General features: G+C 41.4%; 24 protein-coding genes. 16 read left to right on the forward strand and 8 right to left on the reverse strand.

Going from position 1 to position 23129, the window contains the following annotated elements:
- Window positions 1–10: 10 nt before the first annotated feature.
- Genes fliP through Q7657_RS02845 form a run of 3 tightly spaced genes read right to left on the reverse strand, consistent with a single transcriptional unit; the run spans window position 11 to window position 1922 of the window.
- Window positions 11–775: a flagellar type III secretion system pore protein FliP gene (fliP, locus tag Q7657_RS02835; protein ID WP_107165998.1), complete on the reverse strand. Its 765-nt coding sequence runs from the start codon at window positions 773–775 to the stop codon at window positions 11–13.
- Between the two features lie 2 nt (window positions 776–777).
- Entirely contained in the window at window positions 778–1143 is a 366-nt protein-coding gene (fliN, locus tag Q7657_RS02840; protein ID WP_107165997.1) for a flagellar motor switch protein FliN, read from the reverse strand.
- A 2-nt stretch (window positions 1144–1145) separates the two neighbouring features.
- Window positions 1146–1922, reverse strand: a complete 777-nt coding sequence (locus Q7657_RS02845; protein ID WP_053988781.1) for a FliM/FliN family flagellar motor switch protein — start codon at window positions 1920–1922, stop codon at window positions 1146–1148.
- A 596-nt stretch (window positions 1923–2518) separates the two neighbouring features.
- On the opposite strand from Q7657_RS02845, the gene Q7657_RS02850 reads away from it, so the two are divergent.
- The 10 genes from Q7657_RS02850 (at window position 2519) to Q7657_RS02895 (ending at window position 11765) form a co-directional block, all read left to right on the forward strand.
- Window positions 2519–3319, forward strand: a complete 801-nt coding sequence (locus Q7657_RS02850) for a MotY family protein (protein ID WP_498827275.1) — start codon at window positions 2519–2521, stop codon at window positions 3317–3319.
- Window positions 3319–4668 carry a sigma-54-dependent transcriptional regulator gene (locus Q7657_RS02855; RefSeq protein ID WP_107165995.1) on the forward strand — a complete coding sequence of 450 codons (1350 nt, stop codon included), beginning with the start codon at window positions 3319–3321 and terminating at the stop codon, window positions 4666–4668. Before Q7657_RS02850 ends, Q7657_RS02855 begins: the two co-directional genes overlap by 1 nt.
- 11 nt (window positions 4669–4679) lie before the next feature.
- A complete protein-coding gene (gene fliE, locus Q7657_RS02860; protein WP_107165994.1) occupies window positions 4680–5051 on the forward strand; it encodes a flagellar hook-basal body complex protein FliE in 372 nt (123 codons plus the stop codon).
- 3 nt (window positions 5052–5054) lie between these two features.
- The gene (gene fliF / locus Q7657_RS02865) at window positions 5055–6797 is read left to right on the forward strand and encodes a flagellar basal-body MS-ring/collar protein FliF (protein WP_107165993.1); all 1743 of its coding nucleotides are present in this window, start codon (window positions 5055–5057) and stop codon (window positions 6795–6797) included.
- Window positions 6766–7800: a flagellar motor switch protein FliG gene (locus Q7657_RS02870; RefSeq protein ID WP_107165992.1), complete on the forward strand. Its 1035-nt coding sequence runs from the start codon at window positions 6766–6768 to the stop codon at window positions 7798–7800. Before fliF ends, Q7657_RS02870 begins: the two co-directional genes overlap by 32 nt.
- Entirely contained in the window at window positions 7800–8609 is an 810-nt protein-coding gene (gene fliH, locus Q7657_RS02875; protein ID WP_107165991.1) for a flagellar assembly protein FliH, read from the forward strand. Before Q7657_RS02870 ends, fliH begins: the two co-directional genes overlap by 1 nt.
- Window positions 8606–9958 (forward strand): flagellar protein export ATPase FliI, encoded by a 1353-nt coding sequence (gene fliI, locus Q7657_RS02880; RefSeq protein WP_107165990.1) that lies wholly within the window; start codon window positions 8606–8608, stop codon window positions 9956–9958. The genes fliH and fliI overlap by 4 nt, the downstream gene beginning before the upstream one ends.
- Before the next feature lie 6 nt (window positions 9959–9964).
- Complete coding sequence (fliJ, locus tag Q7657_RS02885; RefSeq protein WP_107165989.1) at window positions 9965–10402, forward strand: flagellar export protein FliJ; 438 nt, start codon at window positions 9965–9967, stop codon at window positions 10400–10402.
- 107 nt (window positions 10403–10509) lie between these two features.
- Entirely contained in the window at window positions 10510–11031 is a 522-nt protein-coding gene (locus Q7657_RS02890; RefSeq protein ID WP_107165988.1) for a hypothetical protein, read from the forward strand.
- Entirely contained in the window at window positions 11007–11765 is a 759-nt protein-coding gene (locus tag Q7657_RS02895; RefSeq protein WP_107165987.1) for a hypothetical protein, read from the forward strand. The genes Q7657_RS02890 and Q7657_RS02895 overlap by 25 nt, the downstream gene beginning before the upstream one ends.
- Window positions 11766–12108: 343 nt before the next feature.
- Here Q7657_RS02895 and Q7657_RS02900 read toward each other — a convergent pair whose 3' ends face one another.
- Together Q7657_RS02900 and Q7657_RS02905 are read right to left on the reverse strand one after the other, a co-directional pair.
- Window positions 12109–13515: a PTS fructose transporter subunit IIBC gene (locus Q7657_RS02900; RefSeq protein WP_107165986.1), complete on the reverse strand. Its 1407-nt coding sequence runs from the start codon at window positions 13513–13515 to the stop codon at window positions 12109–12111.
- A gap of 51 nt (window positions 13516–13566) precedes the next feature.
- Window positions 13567–14016: a PTS sugar transporter subunit IIA gene (locus Q7657_RS02905; protein WP_060988604.1), complete on the reverse strand. Its 450-nt coding sequence runs from the start codon at window positions 14014–14016 to the stop codon at window positions 13567–13569.
- Between the two features lie 464 nt (window positions 14017–14480).
- Between Q7657_RS02905 and Q7657_RS02910 the strand changes: the two genes are divergently transcribed.
- The 3 genes from Q7657_RS02910 to Q7657_RS02920 all read left to right on the forward strand — a co-directional run bounded on the left by Q7657_RS02910 (window position 14481) and on the right by Q7657_RS02920 (window position 17003).
- Entirely contained in the window at window positions 14481–14909 is a 429-nt protein-coding gene (locus Q7657_RS02910; protein ID WP_107165985.1) for an SH3 domain-containing protein, read from the forward strand.
- Window positions 14910–14962: 53 nt separating this feature from the next.
- Window positions 14963–16492: a phospholipase D family protein gene (locus Q7657_RS02915; RefSeq protein ID WP_107165984.1), complete on the forward strand. Its 1530-nt coding sequence runs from the start codon at window positions 14963–14965 to the stop codon at window positions 16490–16492.
- 133 nt (window positions 16493–16625) lie between these two features.
- Window positions 16626–17003, forward strand: a complete 378-nt coding sequence (locus Q7657_RS02920; protein ID WP_053988796.1) for a hypothetical protein — start codon at window positions 16626–16628, stop codon at window positions 17001–17003.
- Between the two features lie 122 nt (window positions 17004–17125).
- Here Q7657_RS02920 and Q7657_RS02925 read toward each other — a convergent pair whose 3' ends face one another.
- Window positions 17126–17689 carry a dihydrofolate reductase family protein gene (locus tag Q7657_RS02925; RefSeq protein WP_107165983.1) on the reverse strand — a complete coding sequence of 188 codons (564 nt, stop codon included), beginning with the start codon at window positions 17687–17689 and terminating at the stop codon, window positions 17126–17128.
- A 114-nt stretch (window positions 17690–17803) separates the two neighbouring features.
- Here Q7657_RS02925 and Q7657_RS02930 point away from each other — a divergent pair, with 114 nt between their 5' ends.
- Window positions 17804–18364: a TetR/AcrR family transcriptional regulator gene (locus Q7657_RS02930; RefSeq protein WP_107165982.1), complete on the forward strand. Its 561-nt coding sequence runs from the start codon at window positions 17804–17806 to the stop codon at window positions 18362–18364.
- Window positions 18365–18439: 75 nt separating this feature from the next.
- Here Q7657_RS02930 and Q7657_RS02935 read toward each other — a convergent pair whose 3' ends face one another.
- Window positions 18440–20116: an amidohydrolase gene (locus Q7657_RS02935; protein ID WP_107166173.1), complete on the reverse strand. Its 1677-nt coding sequence runs from the start codon at window positions 20114–20116 to the stop codon at window positions 18440–18442.
- A gap of 137 nt (window positions 20117–20253) precedes the next feature.
- Here Q7657_RS02935 and Q7657_RS02940 point away from each other — a divergent pair, with 137 nt between their 5' ends.
- Both Q7657_RS02940 and Q7657_RS02945 read left to right on the forward strand, forming a co-directional pair.
- The gene (locus tag Q7657_RS02940) at window positions 20254–21144 is read left to right on the forward strand and encodes a LysR family transcriptional regulator (RefSeq protein WP_107165981.1); all 891 of its coding nucleotides are present in this window, start codon (window positions 20254–20256) and stop codon (window positions 21142–21144) included.
- Window positions 21145–21260: 116 nt separating this feature from the next.
- Entirely contained in the window at window positions 21261–21947 is a 687-nt protein-coding gene (locus Q7657_RS02945) for an MOSC domain-containing protein (protein ID WP_181319848.1), read from the forward strand.
- Window positions 21948–22008: 61 nt separating this feature from the next.
- On the opposite strand, the gene Q7657_RS02950 is transcribed toward Q7657_RS02945, so the two are convergent.
- The gene (locus Q7657_RS02950; RefSeq protein ID WP_107165979.1) at window positions 22009–23052 is read right to left on the reverse strand and encodes a hypothetical protein; all 1044 of its coding nucleotides are present in this window, start codon (window positions 23050–23052) and stop codon (window positions 22009–22011) included.
- Window positions 23053–23129 lie beyond the last annotated feature (77 nt).

Below are 23129 nucleotides of genomic sequence, written 5' to 3' on the forward strand. Positions count from 1 at the left end.
TCTCCCTTTGTCATCCAAAGCTGGCTGAAAGCGAACCGACAGTCATGGTCCAGCCATCAGCAAGAACAAACACAATCAGTTTGAAAGGCAATGAGATGATAAGCGGAGATAGCATCATCATACCCATTGCCATTAAGACACTGGCAACGACTAAGTCGATGATCAGAAAAGGGATGAACAACATAAAGCCAATTTGAAATGCGGTTTTTAGCTCACTGACCACAAACGCAGGTAACACAATCGCAAAAGAAATATCTTCAACATCTTGATCTAGTGGTTCGTTAGCTATGCGCATCATCTGCTCTAACGCACTTTGATGGGTTTGTTTTAGCATGAAATCACGTACGGGCTTTTCAGCAGTATCAAAGGCTTGTAAGAGTGTGATATCGCCGTTGTCATAAGGGACAAAAGCATTATCGTAAACATCACTCCATACGGGACGCATGATTAAAATGGTTAAAGAAAGGGCAATACCCACCAGAATACGATTGGGTGGGCTTTGTTGTAACCCAAGTGCTTGGCGCAGAATAGAAAGCACGATAATAATGCGGGTAAAGCTGGTTGCCATTAGCAAAAAAGCAGGGATAAAACTCAGTGCCGTCATCAACAGTAAGATCTGTAATTTGACACTGTATTCTTGCTCGCCTTGTTCATCAGTTACGGTGAGAAAGCTCAGCCCACTATTGGCTTCTACCTGTGAAGAAAAGAACAGACAGCCAATAATAACAACGAGTGTGAGAACACAAGTTAATAAGCGGTATCCCTGATAGTTCATGCTTAGTTGTCCATGGTATTTAGCGGTGAATCGACAACATCAATCAGTCGTAAACCGTATTTCTCATTGATCACTACCACTTCAGCGTGACCCATTAGTGAGCCATTCACTTTGACATCTAACGGTTCACCATTGAGCTTATCTAGCTCAATCACACTGCCTTCACCGGCTTTCATTAATTCGCCTAATGAGATTTCAGTGCTTGCTACTTCAAGGGTTACAGTGACAGGGATTTTCTTAAAAAAACTTAGGCCACGTTGGGGGTTAGGCGTATCAAGTTGAGGGGACTCATCAAATTGTTCCAACTGAAGATCATCAAAATTTAAGTCATCATCATTAAATAGATCGGATTCGTTAATGTCGCTCATAGTTATGCGTCCTTACAGGTGTTGATGATTAAAACAAGCTGTCCATTTTGCTCTGCTACATGACCATTAAATAAGTGCTCTTGCCCAATGCTGATGGGTGAAGATTGGATCAAATCAATATCGAACACATCACCGGGCTTGAGTTGTAGCACTTGGTCCAATGGCATTTGTTTTTCACACAAAATGGTATTGAGCACGACCTTGGTGGATTCGAGTTTTTGGGTAAATTGCTCATTAATATTGGCTGTTGGTTGTAAGCCAATCACAGTGGTTAAGGTTTGGATCAAACTTGAATCAATACAGAGGGTGATTGTGCCGAGTGTTTCTTCACAACTAACGGCAAGGTGGATCACCAAACCTATATCGCCAGATAGTGAGCTGTCGCATTCATTCCACATATCTTCTGGGGCAATGACGCTGGCAAAGAGATGCCCTAAACGTTGTTGCAATCGAAAATCACTTGCAGTAAGTTTCTGACTTTTTTCACTATTTAAACGACTAACGGGTGAATTGTAAAAACGATCAGCCAGCGCAATAAGCAGTGGGGCTGAGCAGTGAAAATTGATCATGCCACAGTCATCATGCTCTAAAGTCAGGGCCGTATGTTGCCCCTGTTGCGGTGATTGAAAATCAATACTGACGATAGAGATCGTAAATTCAGTGGATTTAATCCATTTTTGAATTTGGTCAGTGAGTTCGGTTAGTGAACGATTTAAAATATTAGCTAATTCATCTTTAATGGTATGAATTGGCTTTCCTAATAGTTCCACATTTAACATGGGATATTTATTGTCAAAATCCGATTTTATATATTCCATAGTTATCATAATTAAGTGGATAAAATTAAAGTGTAGTTGATGTTTATTCTTTTCATATAAATATGTGTAGTGTTTTTATAACTGTGAATATATAAAATAAAACATATTGAGAGCAAAAATGTGACGTTAGTTCATACCATTGTTATTCAATGAAATAAAAACTGTTTTGATGTTTTAATTTCAGAAACTTTGATTATGATGAAAATAAGTTAATAATTAGATATAGGTAAGCTTATGAATATTAATGGTTTAGTATTATGCTTTAGTCTTGTGTTAGCGTGTTTTAATAATCGTCAAAATAATGTCTAAAATAGCGTCAAATAATATTTATTTAATTTAATTTCTATAAATATTATATAGATATCATCACTGTGATTAATTAGTTTTAAAATTCAATTTGATATGCAATTGTTTAGCTATAATAAAAATGTGATTAATTTATGAAGAGGTGAGTGCTAATTATGACACTCATGGTATATTCACTAAAAATACTATTACTATCTATTCTATTTATATTGTTTCCACTTAATAGCTTTGCGAAAGAACTTATTATTCCTATGGATTTAGTTCAATGGAAATATAAAGGGGATAAATTTAGTTGTTCATTAAATCAATCTGTTCGTCATTTTGGATCTATTAACTTTGTCGCTAAACCTAAGCAACCATTAGGCGTTCAGGTAAATAGCTTCCATGTTAAAAAGCCTTATGAACGAGCGAGACTTAGCCAAGTGACATCGCCATGGGAGAGTGATTACCACTCTGTTGTGATCGAAGAAATTGGATTAGCAAAAAAAGCAGGCAAAGTGAGTTTTTATGATGATATCGAAAAACTACTTGAAGCGATGGCACAAGGACAATGGCTTGGATTTCGTTTGTCGTCATCGCAGTTAAATGAGCCGTTTGATGTCACGGTTCCATCGGTCAATATTACGCAGGCAATGGCGGATTTTAATCAGTGTCGAGTGCAATTACCTGCCATGGCATACCGAGATGCAAGGGATGTGGTGCTGCAATTTAACTTGGGTCAACGGGTTGTTAACTCATCGCAAAAACAAACTTTGGTGGATTTGGCGAGTTATTTAAAACGCGACAAAAATATCAAACGGGTGTTGATTGATGGGCATACCGATAATGTTGGCTCTAGTGTTGCCAATCTTCAAATTTCAAAAGTCCGTGCAGATGATGTTGCCAGCATTCTGCGAGAAAACGGTGTGCGTTCATCATTGATAGAAATACGCTCTCATGGCTCCCGTTATCCTGTTGCCAATAACAATACCCAGCAGGGAAAAGCGAAAAACCGTCGCGTGACTATTCGCGCTATTCGCAAGGAAGAAGCAGTAAAAAGGAAGGGTAGCTAATGCAACCTAACAATATTCAATTAGTTGAGCCAAACTTAAATGCCGCCAATCAAATGATTGCTGTGCTTGAGAGTAAAGGGTATCAGGTTAACCATTTCACCTCAGGTCGTGCTGCGTTATACCAATCATCCTCGGCTATTACCTTAGTAAGTTCGCATATTACGGATATCTCATTAACAGATTTTATTCGTCAGTTTCATCAAAAAGCGTCTGCGACCAATAACGGAACAACACCTGTCTCCATTGCGATTGTCGATCAGGCACAAGGGATGATGGCAGCAGAAGCGATGAAAGCAGGAGCAACTGATTATTTGCTGCGTCCGTTTGAATCTGAGCAATTACTAGGATTGTTATCTCGCGTTGAAGCCTTAGACAAACCATTAACCGATATCGTAGTGGAATCATGGCGCAGCAAACAGGTATTGCAATTAGCTCATCGTGCAGCGGGTACCAATGCTACAGTTTTGATCACTGGTGAATCAGGAACAGGTAAAGAAGTATTAGCGCAATACGTTCACCAACATTCATCCCGCTCTAAAGCACCTTTTGTTGCTGTTAACTGTGCAGCTATCCCTGAATCCATGCTAGAAGCAGTACTGTTCGGGCACGTTAAAGGAGCGTTTACTGGCGCAACCCAAACCCAAACAGGAAAATTTGAAGAAGCGAATGGCGGTACAATTTTATTAGATGAAATTGCGGAAATGTCGCCGAGCTTACAAGCCAAGTTATTACGTGTATTACAAGAGCGTGAAGTTGAAAAAGTCGGTAGTCATAAAACCGTTCCACTTGATATTCGCGTGATAGCAGCGACCAACAAAGATCTGCGAGTTGAAATTCAAAAAGGGACGTTTCGAGAAGATCTTTACTATCGCTTAGATGTCCTTCCTCTGCATTGGCCAGCGTTACGTGAACGCACTGCTGATATTCTGCCTCTGGCACAGTTCTTTATAAATAAATACCAAATGGGTAGTGCTTGTCAGCTATCGGAAGATGCGTGTTTTGCGTTAGCGCAGTATCACTGGCCGGGCAATATTCGTGAATTGGAAAACGTCGTGCAACGGGCTTTGGTGATGCGTCATGGTGATTATATTACAGCCCAAGATCTGATGTTGCCTGTTGATGCCACATCGCCTGCTCACTTACCGCAAACCAGTGGTGAGAATGGCCGAGTCGAAGCAAAGAAAATGGCAGAGTTTCAATACATTATTAAGATCCTCAAGCAATTTGGTGGTAATCGAACCAAAACGGCTCAACAACTGGGCGTAACGACACGGGCGCTGCGATACAAACTAGCGGCAATGCGAGAGCAAGGAATAGACATTGATGCTGTATTAGGTTCGGCAGCATAAAGGAGAGTTAAATGACCACGAATAACCCAATATCGTCTTTAACATCAGAACAGCTCATGCTTGAGAAAATGCAGCAGATGCAGCACCGTACTCAAGCAGATTTCATCGTAAAACCCAATATGATGACGGTAGAAGCCACCAATACTCAGTTTACACCTGCACCATTGTCATTTTCTCAAGCCATGACTGGTGTACTTAACACGGTGAACCTGCATCAAAAAACAGCCAGTGACAAAATCACCGCCGTTGAGTTAGGGCAAAGTGATGATTTAGTTGGGGCAATGGTTGCGAGTCAAAAAGCCAGTTTGTCTTTTTCCGCTTTAATGCAAGTGCGTAATAAAGTGGTTGCGTCATTTGAAGATGTTATGAAAATGCCGGTGTAGCTTATGTCTGAAATCATTGCACAACCTACCATGGCGAACACGGCAACAGGTGCAGCGTCAGTAAAATCAGCCTCCTCAAACCCTTATATCGAGAATATAAAAAATTTATGGGACAGCAGCCAACGTAACCTGGTGCTCTCTGCGGTATTGGCTGCCATTGTTGCTGCGATCATTGTGGTGGCACTATGGAGTTCAAGCCAAAATTATCGTCCGCTCTATGGTCAACAAGAGCGATTTGATAGTGGCGAGATCATCTCAGTATTAGAAACTGAAGGTATTCCCTATCGCTTACAAGAAGCTAATGGACAAGTGCTGGTGGCAGAAGGGGAAGTCGCCAAAATTCGTATGTTACTGGCTGCAAAAGGGATCAAAGCCAAATTGCCAACAGGGTTAGATTCATTAAAAGAAGATTCTTCGTTAGGTACTAGCCAGTTTATGGAAACCGCACGTTATCGTCATGGATTAGAAGGCGAGTTAGTGCGAACTATCATAGCCCTTGATGCTATTGCCAATGCTCGTGTTCATTTAGCGATCCCACGCAAAACCCTATTTGTTCGCCACAATGCGGAAGCGCCAACAGCCTCGGTCATGGTTGAGCTTAAACCCGGTGAAGATCTAAAAACCGAGCAAGTTGAAGCCATCATCAATCTTGTTACTGGTAGCGTAACGGGAATGAAAACAGAAAACGTATCAGTAGTTGATCAGTATGGGCGTTTACTCAGTGCTGATATTGGCTCGACTGAAATGGGCAAAGTGAATGCAAAGTACCTTGATTATCAGAAGAATCTCGAAAAGCAGGTGATCCAACGTGCTGCTGATATGCTAACGCCCATTGTCGGGCCGAGTAATTATCGGGTTCAAGTTGCAGCCGATCTGGATTTTAGCCATGTACAAGAAACCAAAGAGGTTGTTGATTCAACGCCTGTAGTGAAAAACGAACACCGGATAGAAAATAACAGCATTGATAATATTGCGTTAGGTGTGCCGGGCTCGCTCAGTAATAAGCCGCCAGTCACGGGTGAAGAAGAAAATAAAGACAGTAAAAACACCAATGAACGAACAGAGATCAACCGCCAATATGCCTTAGGCAGTAGTGTTCGTCATACGCAATATCAGCAAGGCAAACTCAATAAACTCAATGTATCAGTACTGCTTAATTCCACCGCCGCGCCAAATGGCAGTGCATGGACAGAAGCGGAAACCCAGCAAATTAGCGCCATGATCAAAGATGCGGTAGGGATCAGTGCTGATCGTGGCGATAGCTTGAGTATTTTAAGTTTCAATTTCACACCCATCGCTATTGAAGCACCGCCAGCGATCCCTTGGTGGCAAGATCCTACCGTACAGCAGCCATTACGCTACATGATTGGCGGAATTCTTGGTTTATCGATGATTTTCTTTGTGTTACGTCCACTCATCACGCATCTAACTGGGCTTGATCGTGGTCGTAAAGAGCTAACGTTTGCTGAAGAAGACATACCACAAGAATACGATGAAAACCTTAAAACCCGCGCCGAGCAAGAGCACGAAGAGTCGTTAAATGAACGTTTAGCTGCCAAAGGGATTGAAAGTGCCAATAACGCACTGAATGCCAGTAATGATTTATTACCTCCACAAGGCTCACCATTAGAAATTCAGCTTAAACATTTACAGCTGATCTCTAACGAAGAGCCAGAGCGTGTTGCTGAAGTCTTAAAACAATGGGTGAACGTCAATGAGCCAATCGCAAGCAAACAATCCGACTGATAGCACGCCAGCACCGCTATCACCTGTAGAAAAAACTGCCGTGGTTCTGCTCGGAATGGGAGAAGATGCTGCAGCTGAGGTATTAAAGCACTTCTCTCGTGATGAAGTGCAACGTGTCACACGCGCAATGGCATCATTAAGTGGTATTCAAAGTGACAGTGCGAAAGGCGTGATCCAGCATTTTTTTGATGACTTTCGCGCTCACAGTGGCATTCGTGGCGCATCGAAAGAATACCTTTCCAACACATTACGCAAAGCTTTGGGCAATGATTTAGCTAAAGGACTACTTAATAACATTTATGGTGATGAGCTGCGTAATAACATGCAGCGACTACAGTGGGTAGATGCAGAATTACTGGCGAAATATGTCAGCCAAGAGCACCCCCAAATGCAGGCAATATTCTTAGCTTATTTACCGCCAGAAACATCATCAAAAGTGTTAGCGAAAATGCCTGTGGATTATCACGATGAGCTTCTCTATCGCATCGCTCAACTTGAAGAGATTGATCATGATGTAGCAACCGATCTCCATGATTTGATTGAACGCTGCATTGCGCACATGTCACAAGCGCAAAACGCCCCAATACTAGGTACTAAGCAAGTTGCCGATATTATCAACCGTTTCGAAGGTGATCGCGGTCAATTGATGGAATTACTCCGTCTGCATGATGAAGAGATGGTGGATGAAATTGAAACCAACATGTTTGATTTCATGGTGCTAGGGCGTCAAAAAGAATCAACTATGGATAGACTAGTGCAAGAGATCCCTGTTGCCACTTGGGTGATTGCATTAAAAGGGGCGGAGATCAGCTTGCAGCAAGCCATTAAACGTTCAATGCCACAACGTATGGTGAAAACCCTAGAAGATGAAATGGCGCTAAAAGGTGCAGTGCCAGTCAGTGAAGTAGAACGTGCTCGCCAATCTATTATGGAGCAAGTACGAGATCTGGCAGAAAACGGTGAAATCGATCTTCAGCTTTATCAAGAAATGACGGTGGAGTAATGATGAAGAAAGTCACTATTCAGCAGCTCTCACCGGGGCAATATCGTTTACATCGTTTTCCTCCGATTGCCGATCCTGTTAATCACCATTCATCTGATGGCTTTGGTGATAGCGATCCTGCTTTAAATTGGCAAGACAGCCAGTTTGAATTACAACAAAAACTTGATGAAGGCTTTCAGCAAGGTTTAGCTAAAGGATTTGATGAGGGGATAGCGCAAGGCGTCGATCAAGGTCATCAACGAGGATTACTGGAAGGACGAAAAGAAGGCTTTCAACAAGGCTTTGCTCAAGGTGAATTAGCAGGGCAAGAAGTCTTTAGCCAAGCGGTACGACCGGTAGAGAAAATCTTGTTTGAGTTAGAACAATGGCACCAAGAAAAAGACAAACAACAACGTCAGCTTATTTGCGATTTAGTCCAGAAAGTCTCACAGCAAGTGATCCGTGCTGAATTAACATTAATGCCGCAACAAATTCTCGCCTTAGTGGATGAAGCATTAGAGGCGATTCCGGGTAAAACCGAAAAAATCATCATCGAGCTTAACCCACAAGATATAGATCGCATCCATACCATTAACAAGAGCTTACCTGAGGCTTGGAAGTTAATTGCTAATCCTGCATTGCCCGTTGGAGGCTGTCTGCTTATTACCGATAACGCAGAAGCGGATGTTGGTTGTGATGCCCGATTAGAAGCCTGTATTGAGAATGTTCAGCAGCATTTAGTCGAACAAAATCAACCATTGGAAACACCTATTAACGTAGAGCAAGAGCCCGATGATCAAAGTCATGCCAGTAAAGGAGAGGGTGAATGAACCGCTTGCAAGCCGATAGCTTAACAGCACTTGCCGCCCTTGATAGTGTGCCTATTGCCAAGGTCACAGGGCGATTAGTGAAAGTGAATGGCTTGATGCTGCAAGCGGTGGGTTGTCGGTTCAAACTCGATCAACGTTGCTTAATAGTGGCTGATGATGGCGAGCAAATTGAAGCGCAAGTGGTTGGCTTTGATCATAACATTGCGTATTTAATGCCAGTTCGCCAACTCGGTGGATTATATGCAGGCGCGAAAGTGATCCCTATACAGGGCGGTAGTACTGTTAATGTTAGCCATGAGTGGATCGGGCGCGTCGTAAATGGGTTAGGTGAGCCATTAGATAATGGTGAGCCGTTACAAGGTGGTGAGCGTTTATCGTTAGAGCCCAAACCCATTAACCCAATGAAACGCCAACCTGTTGAATCACCGTTAGATGTTGGCATTAAAGCGATTAATGGCTTACTGACGGTTGGCAAAGGACAACGTATAGGCTTAATGGCAGGCAGTGGCGTGGGTAAAAGTGTCTTAATGGGAATGATCACCCAATTCACCGCCGCCGATATTATTGTGGTCGGGCTAATTGGTGAACGTGGTCGAGAAGTCCGTGAGTTTATAGAGCGTAATCTTGGTGAAGAAGGTCGCAAACGTGCGGTGATCATCGCCGCGCCTGCTGATGAATCGCCACTTATGCGGTTACGTGCCACCAAGCTTTGTCATCGAGTTGCGGAATATTTTCGTGATCAAGGCAAAGACGTATTACTGATGATGGACTCATTAACTCGCTATGCCATGGCGCAACGTGAAATCGCCCTTGCGTTAGGAGAGCCGCCTGCATCACGAGGCTATCCACCGTCAGTGTTTAGCTTATTACCACAGCTATTAGAACGTGCTGGTAATGGAGAAAATCCTAACGGCAGCTTAACCGCCATTTATACCGTGTTAGCAGAAGGGGACGATCAACAAGATCCCGTGGTGGATTCTGCCCGCGCCATTTTAGATGGTCATATCGTGTTATCTCGCACCTTAGCAGAGCAAGGACATTATCCTGCCATTGATATTAATGCTTCCATCAGCCGATGTATGAGCAGCTGTACCGAGCAAGCCCATGTTACTGTTGCGAATCAATTTAGACAGTTAAATGCGAACTATCAGCAAGTAAAAGAGTTATTACCATTAGGTGGCTACCAACAAGGACAAGATCCTGAATTAGATCAAGCGGTAATGATGCAACCTCAGCTAAAACAGTTCTTGCAGCAGTCTGTGAGTGAGCATTGTGATTACCAAGCGAGCTTAACCCAATTAGCTAATTTGTTTTCACCACAAACAGCGACCTCAACAATGGAGCATTAAGGGTTTATGAATGTACGAGCGGTTGAGCAGTTACAACGATTATCAGAACAAAAGCGCGACAAACTTAGTGCGATTTACCAACAGCAACGCCAGCAAGTCGATAACTATCAACAACAACTCCAGTTATTAAGCCAACTTAAACAACATTATACGGGCACAGAACAAACTCATGGTGCTACGATGAATAGCGCCATGCTAACTAACAGCAATCAATTAACCTCACAGCTAACGACCATGATTGACCATCACCAACATGAACAAGCAATCATGAGTGCGGAATGTGATCACAGTGCCCAGCAACTGCAAGCCAGTAACCAACAAGTAAAACGCTTTGAAGAAGTGAAAAAACGATGGCTTGCCAAACAACAATATGAACAAGCCCGTAAAGAGCAAAAGCAGTTAGAAGAGTTGATTAACTTGAGGCATAAGAAGCGGAGGATTTGAGGTGATAATTATGTCTAGTAACTTACTTATGGACAAAAATGAGTTGGAAGAACACCATTCTAGTAGTACTTTAGTATAAGTATGTTCGAATTGTGGATGATTAAATCTTGAGTAATGTTCATCTGAGTTGCGGAGAAGCTCTGGAACTTTGGTCTTTAGGGAAGGATGCTTGGAATCAGTGGGTTAGTAAGAACCCAGATGCAAGCATCAGTTTTGAACAAGCTGATTTTTCAGCAATACCTAATAATGAAATAGATTTTAAGTACTTCACGTTTCCAAGTGGCGAACTTAGCTTTATTGATGCAATATTTTCAGACAAGATTGTTAACTTTTCATTTAGCACGTTAAATTGCAAAAAAATATTGCTTTCACGGAATGATTTTCGAGGTCAGCTACTTTTTGTTTCCTGTATATTTAATTATTCAACTATTGATTTATCACATAGTAAATTTAGTAATGATATATATTTTTTTGACTCTAAATTAAAAAACTCAAATATAGAATTTAGAGGCTCAGAGTTTTATTCTTCACATGTCTTTTTTGGGGAATTGATCTTTCATCATGTTTCATTGAGTTTAGAGAATCAAAAATTAATAAATCAAAATTGGACTTTCAGTTTTCTATATTAAAAAGTATCACTTTAGAACACTCTATATTAAGTGAATCTGATATTGATTTTAAGGCGGCTCACTTTAAAGAACATGCCGAATTTTCAAACTTAGAAATAATTAAACCACTGAAAAGCCTGTCATTTAGACATGCTCGCTTCGACAAGGGTATTGATCTTTCTTCTGATGCACCTTTGGGAATAATTCCTGACCTAATTGGTTCTAAAATCGATGGTCACTTTACATTTGAACCCAATATATTATCGCTCGAAAGAACTAGAGATAAGCTATTTTTAAAGTCGGTAAATATAGAAGATGGTGATAAGTTATGTCGATTGAGAGAAATATCTGAATCTAACAAAAATCATCAGTTATCTCTAAAGCTATTTCAGATGGAAATGCAAGCGAAACGTTGGCATGCTCACAATTTTGGCGCGGGATTATTAGATGCCGCTTACGATATTATTTGCGACTATGGGCAAAGTATTATTAAACCAATAATATTTTTATTATTAGTTATTTCTATATTCGTACTTTATCTTACCCATGGGAACCTTGAACATATTCAAGAAGCTATATTGTTATCTCTAAGTAAAGCTATACCATTTATTAGTGGTGCAAAAGATGCAGGTGATTCTGTTAAACACCTATTTTTAGATCAAAACACGAGTGTGTTTTCTCTCATTTATTCCATAATGTGTTTTTCTCTATTATTCCTAGTTGGTTTAGGAATAAGGAACAGGTTTCGATTATAACGCTAGTCCTACATACTTTTATCTTAAGGTTAAGATAATACGCAAAACACATTTTGGGGCATTATCGTGTTAGAAAGTACCAGTCCTAAAATCAGACCGGATCTGGGTTTGTTAAACTATATGTTTTAAATGTATTGTTTGATAACCCGTAAGATGATTCTCACTTACATAAAAAGCTTTTAAATAAGTAGGGCTTCAATAGTTATTAAAGTTAATACAAAAACTGACTAATTGATATGAGTGGGCTACCGTAATCAGCCTGATTTCACTATCCACACCAAAACTAAAGGCCATGAACATTACGCTCATAGCCTTTCCGTTTTTCTGTCTAACTTTTACGGCATTAGCTCATAAAGGTTTTTGCTTTCTTCATTGCTTCTTTGGTTGAACATTCAATCACGTTTACGCTATTGAAACGCTCTGCTTCTTTAACTGCAATGTCGTGTGCCAAGATAACGTATTTCGCATTGGCAATATCTGTTGCGGTTAAGCGGTTTTGGATACCGTTTTGACCTTGAGTTTCTACTTTCGCTTTCAAGCCTAGCTCTTTCGCTGCTTTGTAAATCGCTTTTTCAGCCATAAACGTATGCGCTACGCCTGAAGGGCAACAAGTGATAGCGATAACATCGTATTCGCCTTCACCCGCGACTGGTGCAGCTTCAACTTGTGTTGCTTGCTCTGCTTTTGGTGCGATGTCTGCTGTTTCTTCTTCCTCTTTGACTTCAGGCTTCCAGAAACCAACGATGATAGCGGTAGTGAATGAGCCCGCTAGAATACCTGCCACGTACATTGGAATGTTGCTAGAAACAGGTGCTGTAATTAAGCCGCCCCAAGGTGCATGAAGTAATACGTCTGTTGCGAAACCGAAGATACAACCCACCATACCGCCGATCACGATAGAAGGAAGTACACGCATTGGGTCGTTAGCTGCAAATGGAATTGCACCTTCAGAGATACCAATAGAACCCATGATTGCAGCAGCTTTACCTGCTTCACGCTCTTCAGTAGAGAACTTCTTCTTAAATAGGAATGTTGCTAGTGCCATGCCTAGTGGTGGAGTACAGATAGCAATACCCACGCCACCCATTAGCCAAGGTTGAGTATCAACTTGAGTTTGTGCAAATAGAGTAGCAACTTTGTTGATAGGGCCGCCCATATCAAACGCTGTCATACCACCTAGAATTGCACCTAGTACTGCTTTAGAAGAACCCGCCATTGATGCTAGGAATTCGTTCATGTTTGCCATAAAAGTCGAAATGAAAGCACCTAAGCCCCACATTACGATACCTGCACTGATCAATGTACCTGCAAGTGGGTATAGGAAGTACACACCCAGTGCTGATAAGTGGTTAGGAATTGGGATTTTCTTAAGCTGTAGAACCACAAAACCCGAAATGAAACCGGCAATGATACAGCCAAGGAAACCGCCGCCCATGTCAGCCATGATGCCAGATGCAATAAATGCTGGTGCAAGAGCTGGTTTATCTGCAATTGAGTAGCCAATAAAGCCACCAAGAATGATTGGGAATAGCACCAAGCCTTTGATAGCAATGGTTGAGATATCTTTCAGAATACCTGTATCAGGCACCGCACCTTGACCTGTTGCCATTACAGCTAGGGCCAACAATACACCACCGGCTACAACGAAAGGTAGCATGTGGGAAGTACCAAATAATAAGTGTTGTTTCATGGTCGACAGTGTTTGTTTCCAATCACTGCCTTGACCGTTGGTCATTGTTGTTGTTGTCATGGGTACATCACTCTTTTTTAATTATAAATGGGGGAATGTTGAAACAGGTGATTATGAAAATTGATCAGATAACAGCACGTCTAAGGCTTGTTGCTCTGAGGTAGCGTTATGCATGGCTTCAAGAAACTCATCGCCGAACTTGCCAAACAGTTCTTGAAGCACATAAATGTGGTGATCTGCACCGTTATCAGGTGACGCAATCATGAAAAATAACGAAGGCTCTACACCGTCTTCATCACCGTATGCGATGGTCTCTTTTTTGATCCCAACGGCAATAGCAGGTTCTAATACCGCTTTTGATTTGGCATGAGGGTAGGCAATGCCATCCATGCAAGTGATGCTGTCGGATTCACGTTGTTGAATGTCGGCTAGAAACTGCGCTTTATCTGAAATGCGGTTGTTGGCGTGCAGTACATCAACCAGCTCTTGGAATAGCTCGTCTTTGCTGGTGGCGTTTAAATTGATTTTGATGTGATGAGTATTTACTAATGTGGAAAGCATAAAATTTCTCAAAGTCCATTTAAGTTAGAGAAAAGTATACGTATCTGCTTGTTTGAAATTGTTTGTTCTATCACGCTTTGGTTTTCTAATAAAAAAGCATAAAAAACATGCAACGAGAGTCACATCAGACGTTAATAAAACACATGCGAAAAATGGCTTTGGTTACTTTTTGTTTACCAAAATAATTAAACTGAAACATATAGAAAACATTTGGTTTTTTGTTTTGTTTCGATTGGTTTTCCTTTGAGGAATAATCGCAATACGCTTTAGTGATGTTGTTAAAAAATCGTGTCTATTTTCTCTGTCGGTGGAGAGTAATAAATGAAAGGTGAAAAATCTGTCGAAGTGCTGTTACGTCAAATTTGTATCAAAATAGTTAAAATTCAGGAGCGGTTCATTGGTCTATTCATTGATAGCGTTTATAGTTTTATCAAATGGATAAGGGAGTGAGGAGCTACAATCTAATGAAAAAAGCCATTATCAAACCTGCAATTTTGACTGTTACAGCTTTAGGATTATGTAGCACTTTTATAAACCTTGCTTACGCTACCGCAGGTGGGCCAGATTTCTATGATGTACATTTAGTTGAAAAACATGATGTGCTCAATATCCGTGAAGAGCCTATTTATAGCGCCAAAAAGTTAGGTGAGATCCCTTATGATGGGATCTGTTTACAAAATCGCGGTTGTGTTGGTGGTGTGACTTATCAAGAATTTAGTACTTTATCTGACGCTGAGTTAGCAGTGATCCGAAAGCAGCGCCCACGTTGGTGTAAAGTGAATTACCAAGGCACAGAAGGTTGGGTTGCTGCAAAGTACGTGATGGAAACTCAGCACTACGCTGCTTGTGATAAAAGAGAATTAACTCACGATCTGCCATCAGCCAATAAATAATGGGGTTTAAGTGAGAACCTTATTGCAGATGTGATGAACAAGGAAGTTGTTATATGCCTAATTATAAAGGGATGCGCGCCCCGTTATTTTGTATTGCCATGCTAACAGGGTGCTCGTCTTTACCTAAAGAAGCTCAGCACTTAACTGCGCCTATAACCCCGAAAATGACCAGCTTGTTATCGACACTAAATGATGGTCATCGTCAGCAACAAACCCCACAAACACCGAGTGCGGTATTGGTGCAAAACACAGGTTGGGATGCGCTGGCGCAACGTCTAGCCTTGATTGAAACCGCAGAGCATACCATTGATATTCAATACTATATTTGGAACTCTGATGTTTCGGGTAGTTATTTAGCTAGTCGTTTAGTGGCGGCGGCTGATCGTGGTGTCCATGTTCGCGTTCTACTTGATGATATTAATTTAAACGAGCGTGAAGCTTTATTAGCAGGGTTAGATAAACACCCGAATATCGAGATCCGTATTTTTAATCCTATCCCGACCCGTAATGCGGGTAAATGGATGAGCTTCTTAGGGGATTTCTCGCGTTTAAATCGTCGAATGCACAATAAGTCTTTCACTGTGGATGGCGTATTTACAGTCGTGGGCGGGCGCAATATTGGTGATGAATATTTCGATCTTTCTCATGAGCTGAATTTGCGTGATCGAGATGTATTAGCAAGAGGGGAAGTGGTTACTGAGGTTCAACAGAGCTTTAATGATTACTGGAACAGTCAATGGGCATACGATGTTGCTCTGTTAAGTGATGAGCTTAGTTTTGAGCAACCGGATTTATCAAGCATTTCAGTTCCCCATTACAAACATTACCCAGCATTGCCACAAAGCCAAGCTTCAGCCGCGCAGTACTTAGCGTCGCTGGTGGATAATATGACTTGGGTAAAAGCAACCTATATTGCTGATCAGCCAATTCCCGATGATATTGATAATACCGATCAGCCAAAAGCCACTGCGCAGTATTTATCTAAGCTGGCGGAAAAGACTCAAAACGACATCATTATTGAATCTGCTTATCTTGTATTTGATGACAATCAGTTAGCCGATTTACAGCAGCTCAATCAGAGAGGAGTCGAGATCAGAGCCTTGACGAACTCAATGGCATCTAATGACTTGGTCACTAATCACTCTGGCTATGCAGGCAGACGCCAAGAGATGCTGGAAAGTGGTGTTGATTTATTTGAATTAAAGCCAGACGCTCAGTTATGCGAGATTGTTGTTCAAGATAGCGATAAATGTGCACCGAATGCGGTTTATGGTTTACATGCCAAATCAGCGGTGTTTGACCATAAAATCGCGACGATTGGCTCTTTTAACTTCAATTTACGATCGACTTATCTCAATACTGAATCGTTATTGGTGATTGAAAACCCTAAGGTTGCCGCAGAGCTTGCCAGGACCTTAGAGGGTGCAATGCAAGATAATAACAGTTGGCACCTAAGCCTTGATAACGGCACAGTACATTGGCACTCCGATGGTAAAACATGGGATAGCGAACCTGAAACCGAGCAATGGGATCGGATGAAATCAGAGTTCTTACAGTTATTGCCGATAGAGAAGTATTTGTAAGCGCGAGTCAGAAAAGGTTGCTTGTAGATCGAACGTTTATCTTAGATATTTAATATTCACAGGCTATTGCGCTAGTATTTTGCTAGGAAATGCTCATAATCGTGCAAAACAACATTTAAAGAAGAAATTATCTATGACTGACTTTCAATATTACTTTCAGAAACTACCTTGTTTTAGCTGTAAAAATAACACAGTAAGCATTGATCTTGGTTGGTTAACAGCTGCAATGAAAGAAGATGTTGCTGCCCAAGCATCTGCGATTATTGCGAAAGGTAACGTTGAGCCAGAAGTGTCGGTGAACGTGACGTGTACAAAAGATGAAGCGCGTGACTATTTATTACTTAATTTCTACGGCTACTCTGAAGAAGCATTATCAAACCAAGTTAAAGCTGAAGATGAGCAGGAAGTCGCGGAAGAAATCGCTGAGCTTTTTGCTGATGGCAGCGATGTAGCGGTATTTGAACACGAAATCGTACTGCTAAGTTGTACTGATTGCGGTATTGATAACTAATTAAATTCAGCCTTGCCATGAAAAGGCAATGCTTTTAATAGCGTTATACAAATGAAAAAGTCCGCAAGTTTTTGCGGACTTTTTTGTTATTTTTTATAGCGTTATTTATCAAAACAAAGCAATTACTGATAATTTACGCTGTATTTCACTTGAATGAAATTGTTAGCAAAAGCAGTCGCCTGTGCTTGCTCCAATTTAATATCTTTAAGCACTTTGCCAAACAGTGGAATGCCTTCGCCTAGTAATACGGGGGCGTAAGTAATGCTGATTTCATCAATCAATTGGCGGTTAATGAAAGCTTGAATCGTCGTACCACCATCAATGTAAGCATGTTGGTGTCCTTCGCTTTCTAGTTTGGTCACTAATTCTTGAATATCACCTGAGTACATTTCGACATGCTCTCTGACATTCTCAGGGGCTTGCTTAATGGTATTACTCAGCACGATAACGCGGGTAGCACCATATGGCCATTGTTCAGGCGTCAGGTTCATGCTTGAAATCATTTCCATGCATTTACGCCCCATGATCAAACAGTCCACCGATGCCATAAAATCGGCAAATCCCATATCAGCGTGATCACCCATATCGATATTTGGATCTTGAGCCGCATCTAACCAATCAACACTGCCGTTTTTTCTTGCAATAAAGCCATCGACACTGGTTGCTATATAAACAGAGCATTTCATATTTCGTCTCTCACATTTTTAGCTAACCGTGGCACATACTTGGCGCAAGGTTTAGCATCGGTTATAATTAATTCTACAGTGTAGAAATTATATTTAGTCTAACGAGGTGGTTGAATGTCTGTCAAGGAGAAGAAACGAGGTCGACCAAAAGGATCGGGCAGTCAATTAAGTGAAGTCGTCATCATGGATATGGCGAAAGCATTGATGAAACAAGAGGGTAAAGTCCCTAGTATTCGCAAATTAGCAGTGAGCTTATCCGTTGATGCAATGGCGATTTATTACTATTTCGATAATAAAAGTCAGCTGTTAGAAGCGATCACGACCTCGCTTATTGAAGATATTTATGAGCCAAAGGTGAGCGATGCGTGGAAAGTCGAGCTAAACGCACTGTGTACTAGCTATGTCTCTTTGCTCAATGACTATTCTGGACTATTAGAAACATTATTAAGTATGGATTCAATTAGCCCTGCTGAAGTGTTTATTGAGCGATTTAAGATAGTGATTGCACCGTTGCAATTAAATGAAACTGCGGCGAAAGATGCGCTCGATTTGCTGGTGGATTATCTTCATGGTTATGCGCTTGCACTTAACTGCAATAGTGGTCATTTGCCACTTGATGTTTCAATGTTGAAAGGACCGCTGAGTATGTATTGTCTTGCTCTGGAAAACGCATAAATCATAGCGGTTATAAAAATAAGAAAAGCCAGCGATATTAACGCTGGCTTTGCGCTTATTGATGAGGTGCGAAGATTAACTCTTTTGATATACGGTGTTACCGTCTTTGATGGTTTCTAGTACGGTGATGTCTTTTATTTTCATTGGATCAACAGTTAGTGGATTGGCATCTAAAATCACTAAATCAGCGCGTTTACCGACTTCAATGGTGCCTTTGCTTGCTTCCTCAAAGTTCTGATAAGCACTGTTAATGGTGATGGCTTGTAGTGCTTGGTACGGGGTGATTTTATGGTGCTCGCCTAACACCTCGCCACTGCGTGTCACACGGTTTACCGCTGTCCACATGTTGGTCATCATGTCAGGGAATAGCACAGGTGCATCCATGTGAATGGTAAACATTAACTCATTTGAGTTCGCCCAGCCCATTGGTGAGATATTCGCTGCTCGCCAAGGTCCTAATACTGAGTCTTTGTGCCAATCACCCCAAAAATAGGTGTGAGCAGGGAAGAATGATGGGATCACAGCGTTTTCTTTCATGCGCTTGATTTGATCTAAGCGTGTGGTTTGCGCATGGATCATCACGGTGCGGCGATCATCATTATCGTAGATCTTGTTTGCGCGCTCTACAGCATTCATCAGGATATCTGCTGCCGCATCACCATTGCTATGACTTAATACTTGTGCGCCCATAGCATAGGCTTTTTCTACCCATTGATTGACCTCTAATTGTGATAGTACGGGGTAGCCATGATAGTCGAAACTGTGGTTATGTGGTGGCTCGTAATAAGGTGACGATAAATAAGCGGTTTTACCTTGTGGTGAGCCATCACCAACCAACTTAACACCTGCTAGTGTAAAACCATTGTGGGTGCTTTTCATTGGCATGATCTCTACCGCTTTATCCAAATCCACCCATTTGGCGTATGCGAGTAAATCAATTTTCATTAAGTTATCATCAGCCATGGTTTTCATTGCTTTTAAGGCTGGTAAGGTCGCTAATCCTTCTTGGGCGGTGGTAATGCCATAGCTCGCGAACATGTCTTGCACTTTGAGAAACTTACGAATGGCATCGCTTTTGGTTTCTGTTGGTAAAGCGCCAAGAATGGTGTAAATAGCGGATTCTTCAAGTACACCTGTCATTTCACCATTGGCATCACGACGGATCACGCCACCATCAGGATTTGGGGTTTTGGCATCATAACCAATGAACGCCAGTCCTTTACTGTTACAGGTCGCTAAGTGTCCTGATACATGCACCGCACAGAAACTGAAATCTTCACTGAACGCATCTAATTCTTGCTTGGTTGGATGACGCTTTTCGGCAAGCTCTGCATCATCATAGCCAAAGGCAACGTGAAGCATGTTTTTATCTAGTCCGTCTTGGTTAAAGTAATGACGCATTTTGTCATCGATATCTTTAATCGAGCTGATATTGCCCATTGGAGCAGGGTAGAGAAATTCGTTTTCAATCAATGGTAAGTATTGAGCAAAGTGACCGTGAGCATCAATAAAGCCGGGAGTGACGGTTTTACCTTTTAGATCTCGAATCTTGGTGTTGTTGTTAACGTCTTTAAGTACGCTTTGGTTGCTACCGACAGCGACAATTTTACCGTCTTTAATTGCTACAGCTTGCGCACGCACTTTCTCCCCTGTGACAGTCACAATATCACCATTGGTTAAGATCAAATCGGGTGCTGCAAATGCCATGCTGGAAGTCAGTGCCAAAGTAAGAAGAGAAAGCGGTGTTTTCATCATGTTGTTCTCCTGAACACAGCAAATTGAAATAGGTTTTCTGCTTTGATGGTTCACATTTTGCGCAAGTTAAAATTTACATTACAGTCACTTTTGATAGGGTTTTACGTACATTTATTTGGCGAAAGAGAATTGGTGTGCATACCTTTGAGCAGTTAGCCACGTTTATTGCGGTATATGAAAATGGCTCGTACAGTGGGGCAGCATCCGCATTAGGTAAGTCTCGTACAACGGTGCGAGAGCATGTAATGGCGTATGAAGATACTTTGGGTTATCCCCTGTTTGAGATTGTTGGCAAGAAAGCAGTCGCAACAGATAAAGCAGAGCAATTGTATTTTCGTGCCAAGGTGGTCGAGAAACAAAGCCGAGAGCTATTTGACTATAGTCAGGCGTTATTTAGCAGTGACGTTCATACACTGACGATCACTCATGATGTTTTTGTGCCGCTTAACTTGATGGTGGAAACGGAGCAAAGCATTAAACAAGCTTTTCCGCACCTTGTTGTGAATTGGCTTCATCGTACTCGCCAAGAAGCGTTAGCCATGTTGAAAGCGGGAACTGCTGATTTTGCGTTGATGCTAAACCGAGGAAAGGTGTTTGCTGAAACCGAAATTACATGGAAAACTTTAGGTCATATTCATCTTAATTGTTACGCCCGACCTGAGTCACCGCTTGCAAAGATGGGGCAGGTTTCACTGGCTCACTTACAATCGGAAACCCAATATATTTCCGAGAACTTTCTGACACTGAATGTCGACTTTGCCAAGGTCTCGCCTCGGTTACATGTGGTGAGTAATAACGATGTATTGTGTGAACTGATCAAGCAAGATGGTTGGGCGGTGATGCCAAAAGAGTACATGAGTGCCTATCTGTTATCAGGTCAATTAGTTGAGCTATCGCTGCAAGAATTACCAGGCAGCAAAATGATAGGGCTAAATGTGTTTTTTCCAATAGGTAAAGAGATACACCCTGTATTTACGAATGTGATCGAATGCTTGGTACAGAAAGGATGTGAGATGTTAGCGTGATCGGGGAGTATCAGGTTATAAAGATTGTTAGATGATAGATAGCGATTTTTCTTACCTATTTTCCCGACACACTTTGTTATACAGTTCTTATGGTTTTATCAGTAAAGGAAAGCACGATGTACCCAGTATCAAACCTTGATGAGTTACGATTAGGTAAAGTGAAATCGCAGTATGACAGCAATACCGCGATTGATAAGCACACTGTTGATACTTGTGATTTATCTGTCTTGGGGCTTGCTGGTGATGAGCAAGCTGAAAGCTTTCATGGCGGTGAAGATCGCGCTGTGCTGCAATATGACTTTGCTCATTATGTTGATTTAGCAGAGCAATTTCCTGAGTCAACAGCCTATTTTGTTAAAGGTGGTTTTGGTGAAAACCTTGTTGCAACAGGAATGAATGAGCAAAACATGTGTATTGGTGACATTGTGAAGATAGGATCGGTAGTGCTACAAGTTACTCAACCTCGTCAGCCATGTTTTAAGTTAAATAGCCGTTTTAGCGAACCAACGCTGTCTCGTTATGTTCAAGATAATTTTAAAACGGGTTGGTTTTACCGTGTATTGCAAACGGGAACAATAAATGCTGGCGATACGATTGAAGTGACTGAACGCTTACATCCAGAGTGGACGGTAGCAAAAGTACAGCATTACCTTTATGTCGATACTGAAAATAAAACGGCAATGCAGCAGCTTGTTGATTTAGATGTGTTAGCTAAAGAAACTAAAGGCGTATTTGAACGCCGACTACAAAATAATGTTGTAGAAAACTGGACAGGACGTTTGATTGGAAAACGTAAAGTGTAAGTGATTTTGTAAAGCCAGCAACGATTGTGCTGGCTTTGCTGTTAACCTTATGTGGGCTAAGTTAAGCGTTGAAGCAAGTAAGAACATCTTCTGTAAAGTAGGGTTCTTGGTATCCCCAGAACATGTATTTTACTTTCAGGAAGTGCTGACTAAATGAGTGCAACATGGGTACGATGTTGTTTCGTTTTTCAACCACTTCAGTCGTGTTGGTTTGCCCTATGTAATTACCGTCTTGAATAGCAATCCCTAAAGGGACGGAATACTTATTTTCATGCATCATAGCTAAAGCGTGGTTCAGTTGTCCTCGACGCTTAACCATAAGATCGGGTGCACCTAATCCTACGCCAATTTCTTCACCGTATTGGTAAATACTTTTAAGGTAACCTTTGTCTTCCCAAGGAAGCCATTCACCGTTAACAAAGTTGGCATATTGCATGGTTGTTGAAGAAGGAAAAGCCTGTTTCAAGGCCAGCATGTTTGCTTTGATACCTGTTACATAGTCTTTTTCATTAAAGCTTGGATCGGTTTTTACTGATACACCAATAGCGGTTTCTTGTAGGTTTATCCCTTCAATTTTTCCATCAAACTGGCGTCCTAATGCTTGCATTAATAGTGAGAAGCGAGTTCGAACTTGTTTATTCCAGCGTTTAGCTACCCATCCTTCGCTATTTCCATCATCAGTGTATTGCTGAACTGCGCCACCATCATAGGCTTTATCGAGAAGGTAATTTGGTACAGCTTTATTTTCAGAATAGAAGGTCGCATCTTGAAGTTGAATAAAGAGCTTTTTACCGTGCTTTTTTAGGTATTCATAATCTTCAAGAATAATAGAGAAATCATAAACGTCTTTTTGAGGTTCTAAGTCAGACCATGAATACATGATTTGTGCGCCTACAAAACGAGGATTGTTGAGTAAAGGATGAGATTTAATGGCTTTTCTGTCTTTAGCAAAATAGACGAAATGTTTCATGCTATCACGGGCAATAGGGCAGCTTGCGTTTAAGTGTTTTTTATATTCATCTTTATAGCGATCGGTTGGGTTATCCCATGCTGCATTGGCGTTAATACTGAAACATAGGGTTAAGAGAAATAGAAATATTGGCATAGTAGTTAGTTGTATATAGAACAAAAGCTAGCACGTTATATGCTAGCTTTTGTAGTTAGTTTTTCGTTGTTATAACG

Origin of the sequence: Candidatus Photobacterium acropomis, from assembly GCF_030685555.1 — a bacterium.
GTDB classification, from domain to species: Bacteria; Pseudomonadota; Gammaproteobacteria; order Enterobacterales; family Vibrionaceae; genus Photobacterium; species Photobacterium lucens.

What these genes read in the sequence shown, in the direction of transcription:
- fliP (WP_107165998.1), bottom strand. Translation starts at nt 775, where the DNA reads ATGAACTATCAGGGATACCGCTTATTAACTTGTGTTCTCACACTCGTT.
- fliN (WP_107165997.1), bottom strand. Translation starts at nt 1,143, where the DNA reads ATGAGCGACATTAACGAATCCGATCTATTTAATGATGATGACTTAAAT.
- Q7657_RS02845 (WP_053988781.1), bottom strand. Translation starts at nt 1,922, where the DNA reads ATGTTAAATGTGGAACTATTAGGAAAGCCAATTCATACCATTAAAGAT.
- Q7657_RS02850 (WP_498827275.1), top strand. Translation starts at nt 2,519, where the DNA reads ATGGATTTAGTTCAATGGAAATATAAAGGGGATAAATTTAGTTGTTCA.
- Q7657_RS02855 (WP_107165995.1), top strand. Translation starts at nt 3,319, where the DNA reads ATGCAACCTAACAATATTCAATTAGTTGAGCCAAACTTAAATGCCGCC.
- fliE (WP_107165994.1), top strand. Translation starts at nt 4,680, where the DNA reads ATGACCACGAATAACCCAATATCGTCTTTAACATCAGAACAGCTCATG.
- fliF (WP_107165993.1), top strand. Translation starts at nt 5,055, where the DNA reads ATGTCTGAAATCATTGCACAACCTACCATGGCGAACACGGCAACAGGT.
- Q7657_RS02870 (WP_107165992.1), top strand. Translation starts at nt 6,766, where the DNA reads ATGAGCCAATCGCAAGCAAACAATCCGACTGATAGCACGCCAGCACCG.
- fliH (WP_107165991.1), top strand. Translation starts at nt 7,800, where the DNA reads ATGATGAAGAAAGTCACTATTCAGCAGCTCTCACCGGGGCAATATCGT.
- fliI (WP_107165990.1), top strand. Translation starts at nt 8,606, where the DNA reads ATGAACCGCTTGCAAGCCGATAGCTTAACAGCACTTGCCGCCCTTGAT.
- fliJ (WP_107165989.1), top strand. Translation starts at nt 9,965, where the DNA reads ATGAATGTACGAGCGGTTGAGCAGTTACAACGATTATCAGAACAAAAG.
- Q7657_RS02900 (WP_107165986.1), bottom strand. Translation starts at nt 13,515, where the DNA reads ATGACAACAACAACAATGACCAACGGTCAAGGCAGTGATTGGAAACAA.
- Q7657_RS02905 (WP_060988604.1), bottom strand. Translation starts at nt 14,016, where the DNA reads ATGCTTTCCACATTAGTAAATACTCATCACATCAAAATCAATTTAAAC.
- Q7657_RS02910 (WP_107165985.1), top strand. Translation starts at nt 14,481, where the DNA reads ATGAAAAAAGCCATTATCAAACCTGCAATTTTGACTGTTACAGCTTTA.
- Q7657_RS02915 (WP_107165984.1), top strand. Translation starts at nt 14,963, where the DNA reads ATGCCTAATTATAAAGGGATGCGCGCCCCGTTATTTTGTATTGCCATG.
- Q7657_RS02920 (WP_053988796.1), top strand. Translation starts at nt 16,626, where the DNA reads ATGACTGACTTTCAATATTACTTTCAGAAACTACCTTGTTTTAGCTGT.
- Q7657_RS02925 (WP_107165983.1), bottom strand. Translation starts at nt 17,689, where the DNA reads ATGAAATGCTCTGTTTATATAGCAACCAGTGTCGATGGCTTTATTGCA.
- Q7657_RS02930 (WP_107165982.1), top strand. Translation starts at nt 17,804, where the DNA reads ATGTCTGTCAAGGAGAAGAAACGAGGTCGACCAAAAGGATCGGGCAGT.
- Q7657_RS02935 (WP_107166173.1), bottom strand. Translation starts at nt 20,116, where the DNA reads ATGAAAACACCGCTTTCTCTTCTTACTTTGGCACTGACTTCCAGCATG.
- Q7657_RS02945 (WP_181319848.1), top strand. Translation starts at nt 21,261, where the DNA reads ATGTACCCAGTATCAAACCTTGATGAGTTACGATTAGGTAAAGTGAAA.
- Q7657_RS02950 (WP_107165979.1), bottom strand. Translation starts at nt 23,052, where the DNA reads ATGCCAATATTTCTATTTCTCTTAACCCTATGTTTCAGTATTAACGCC.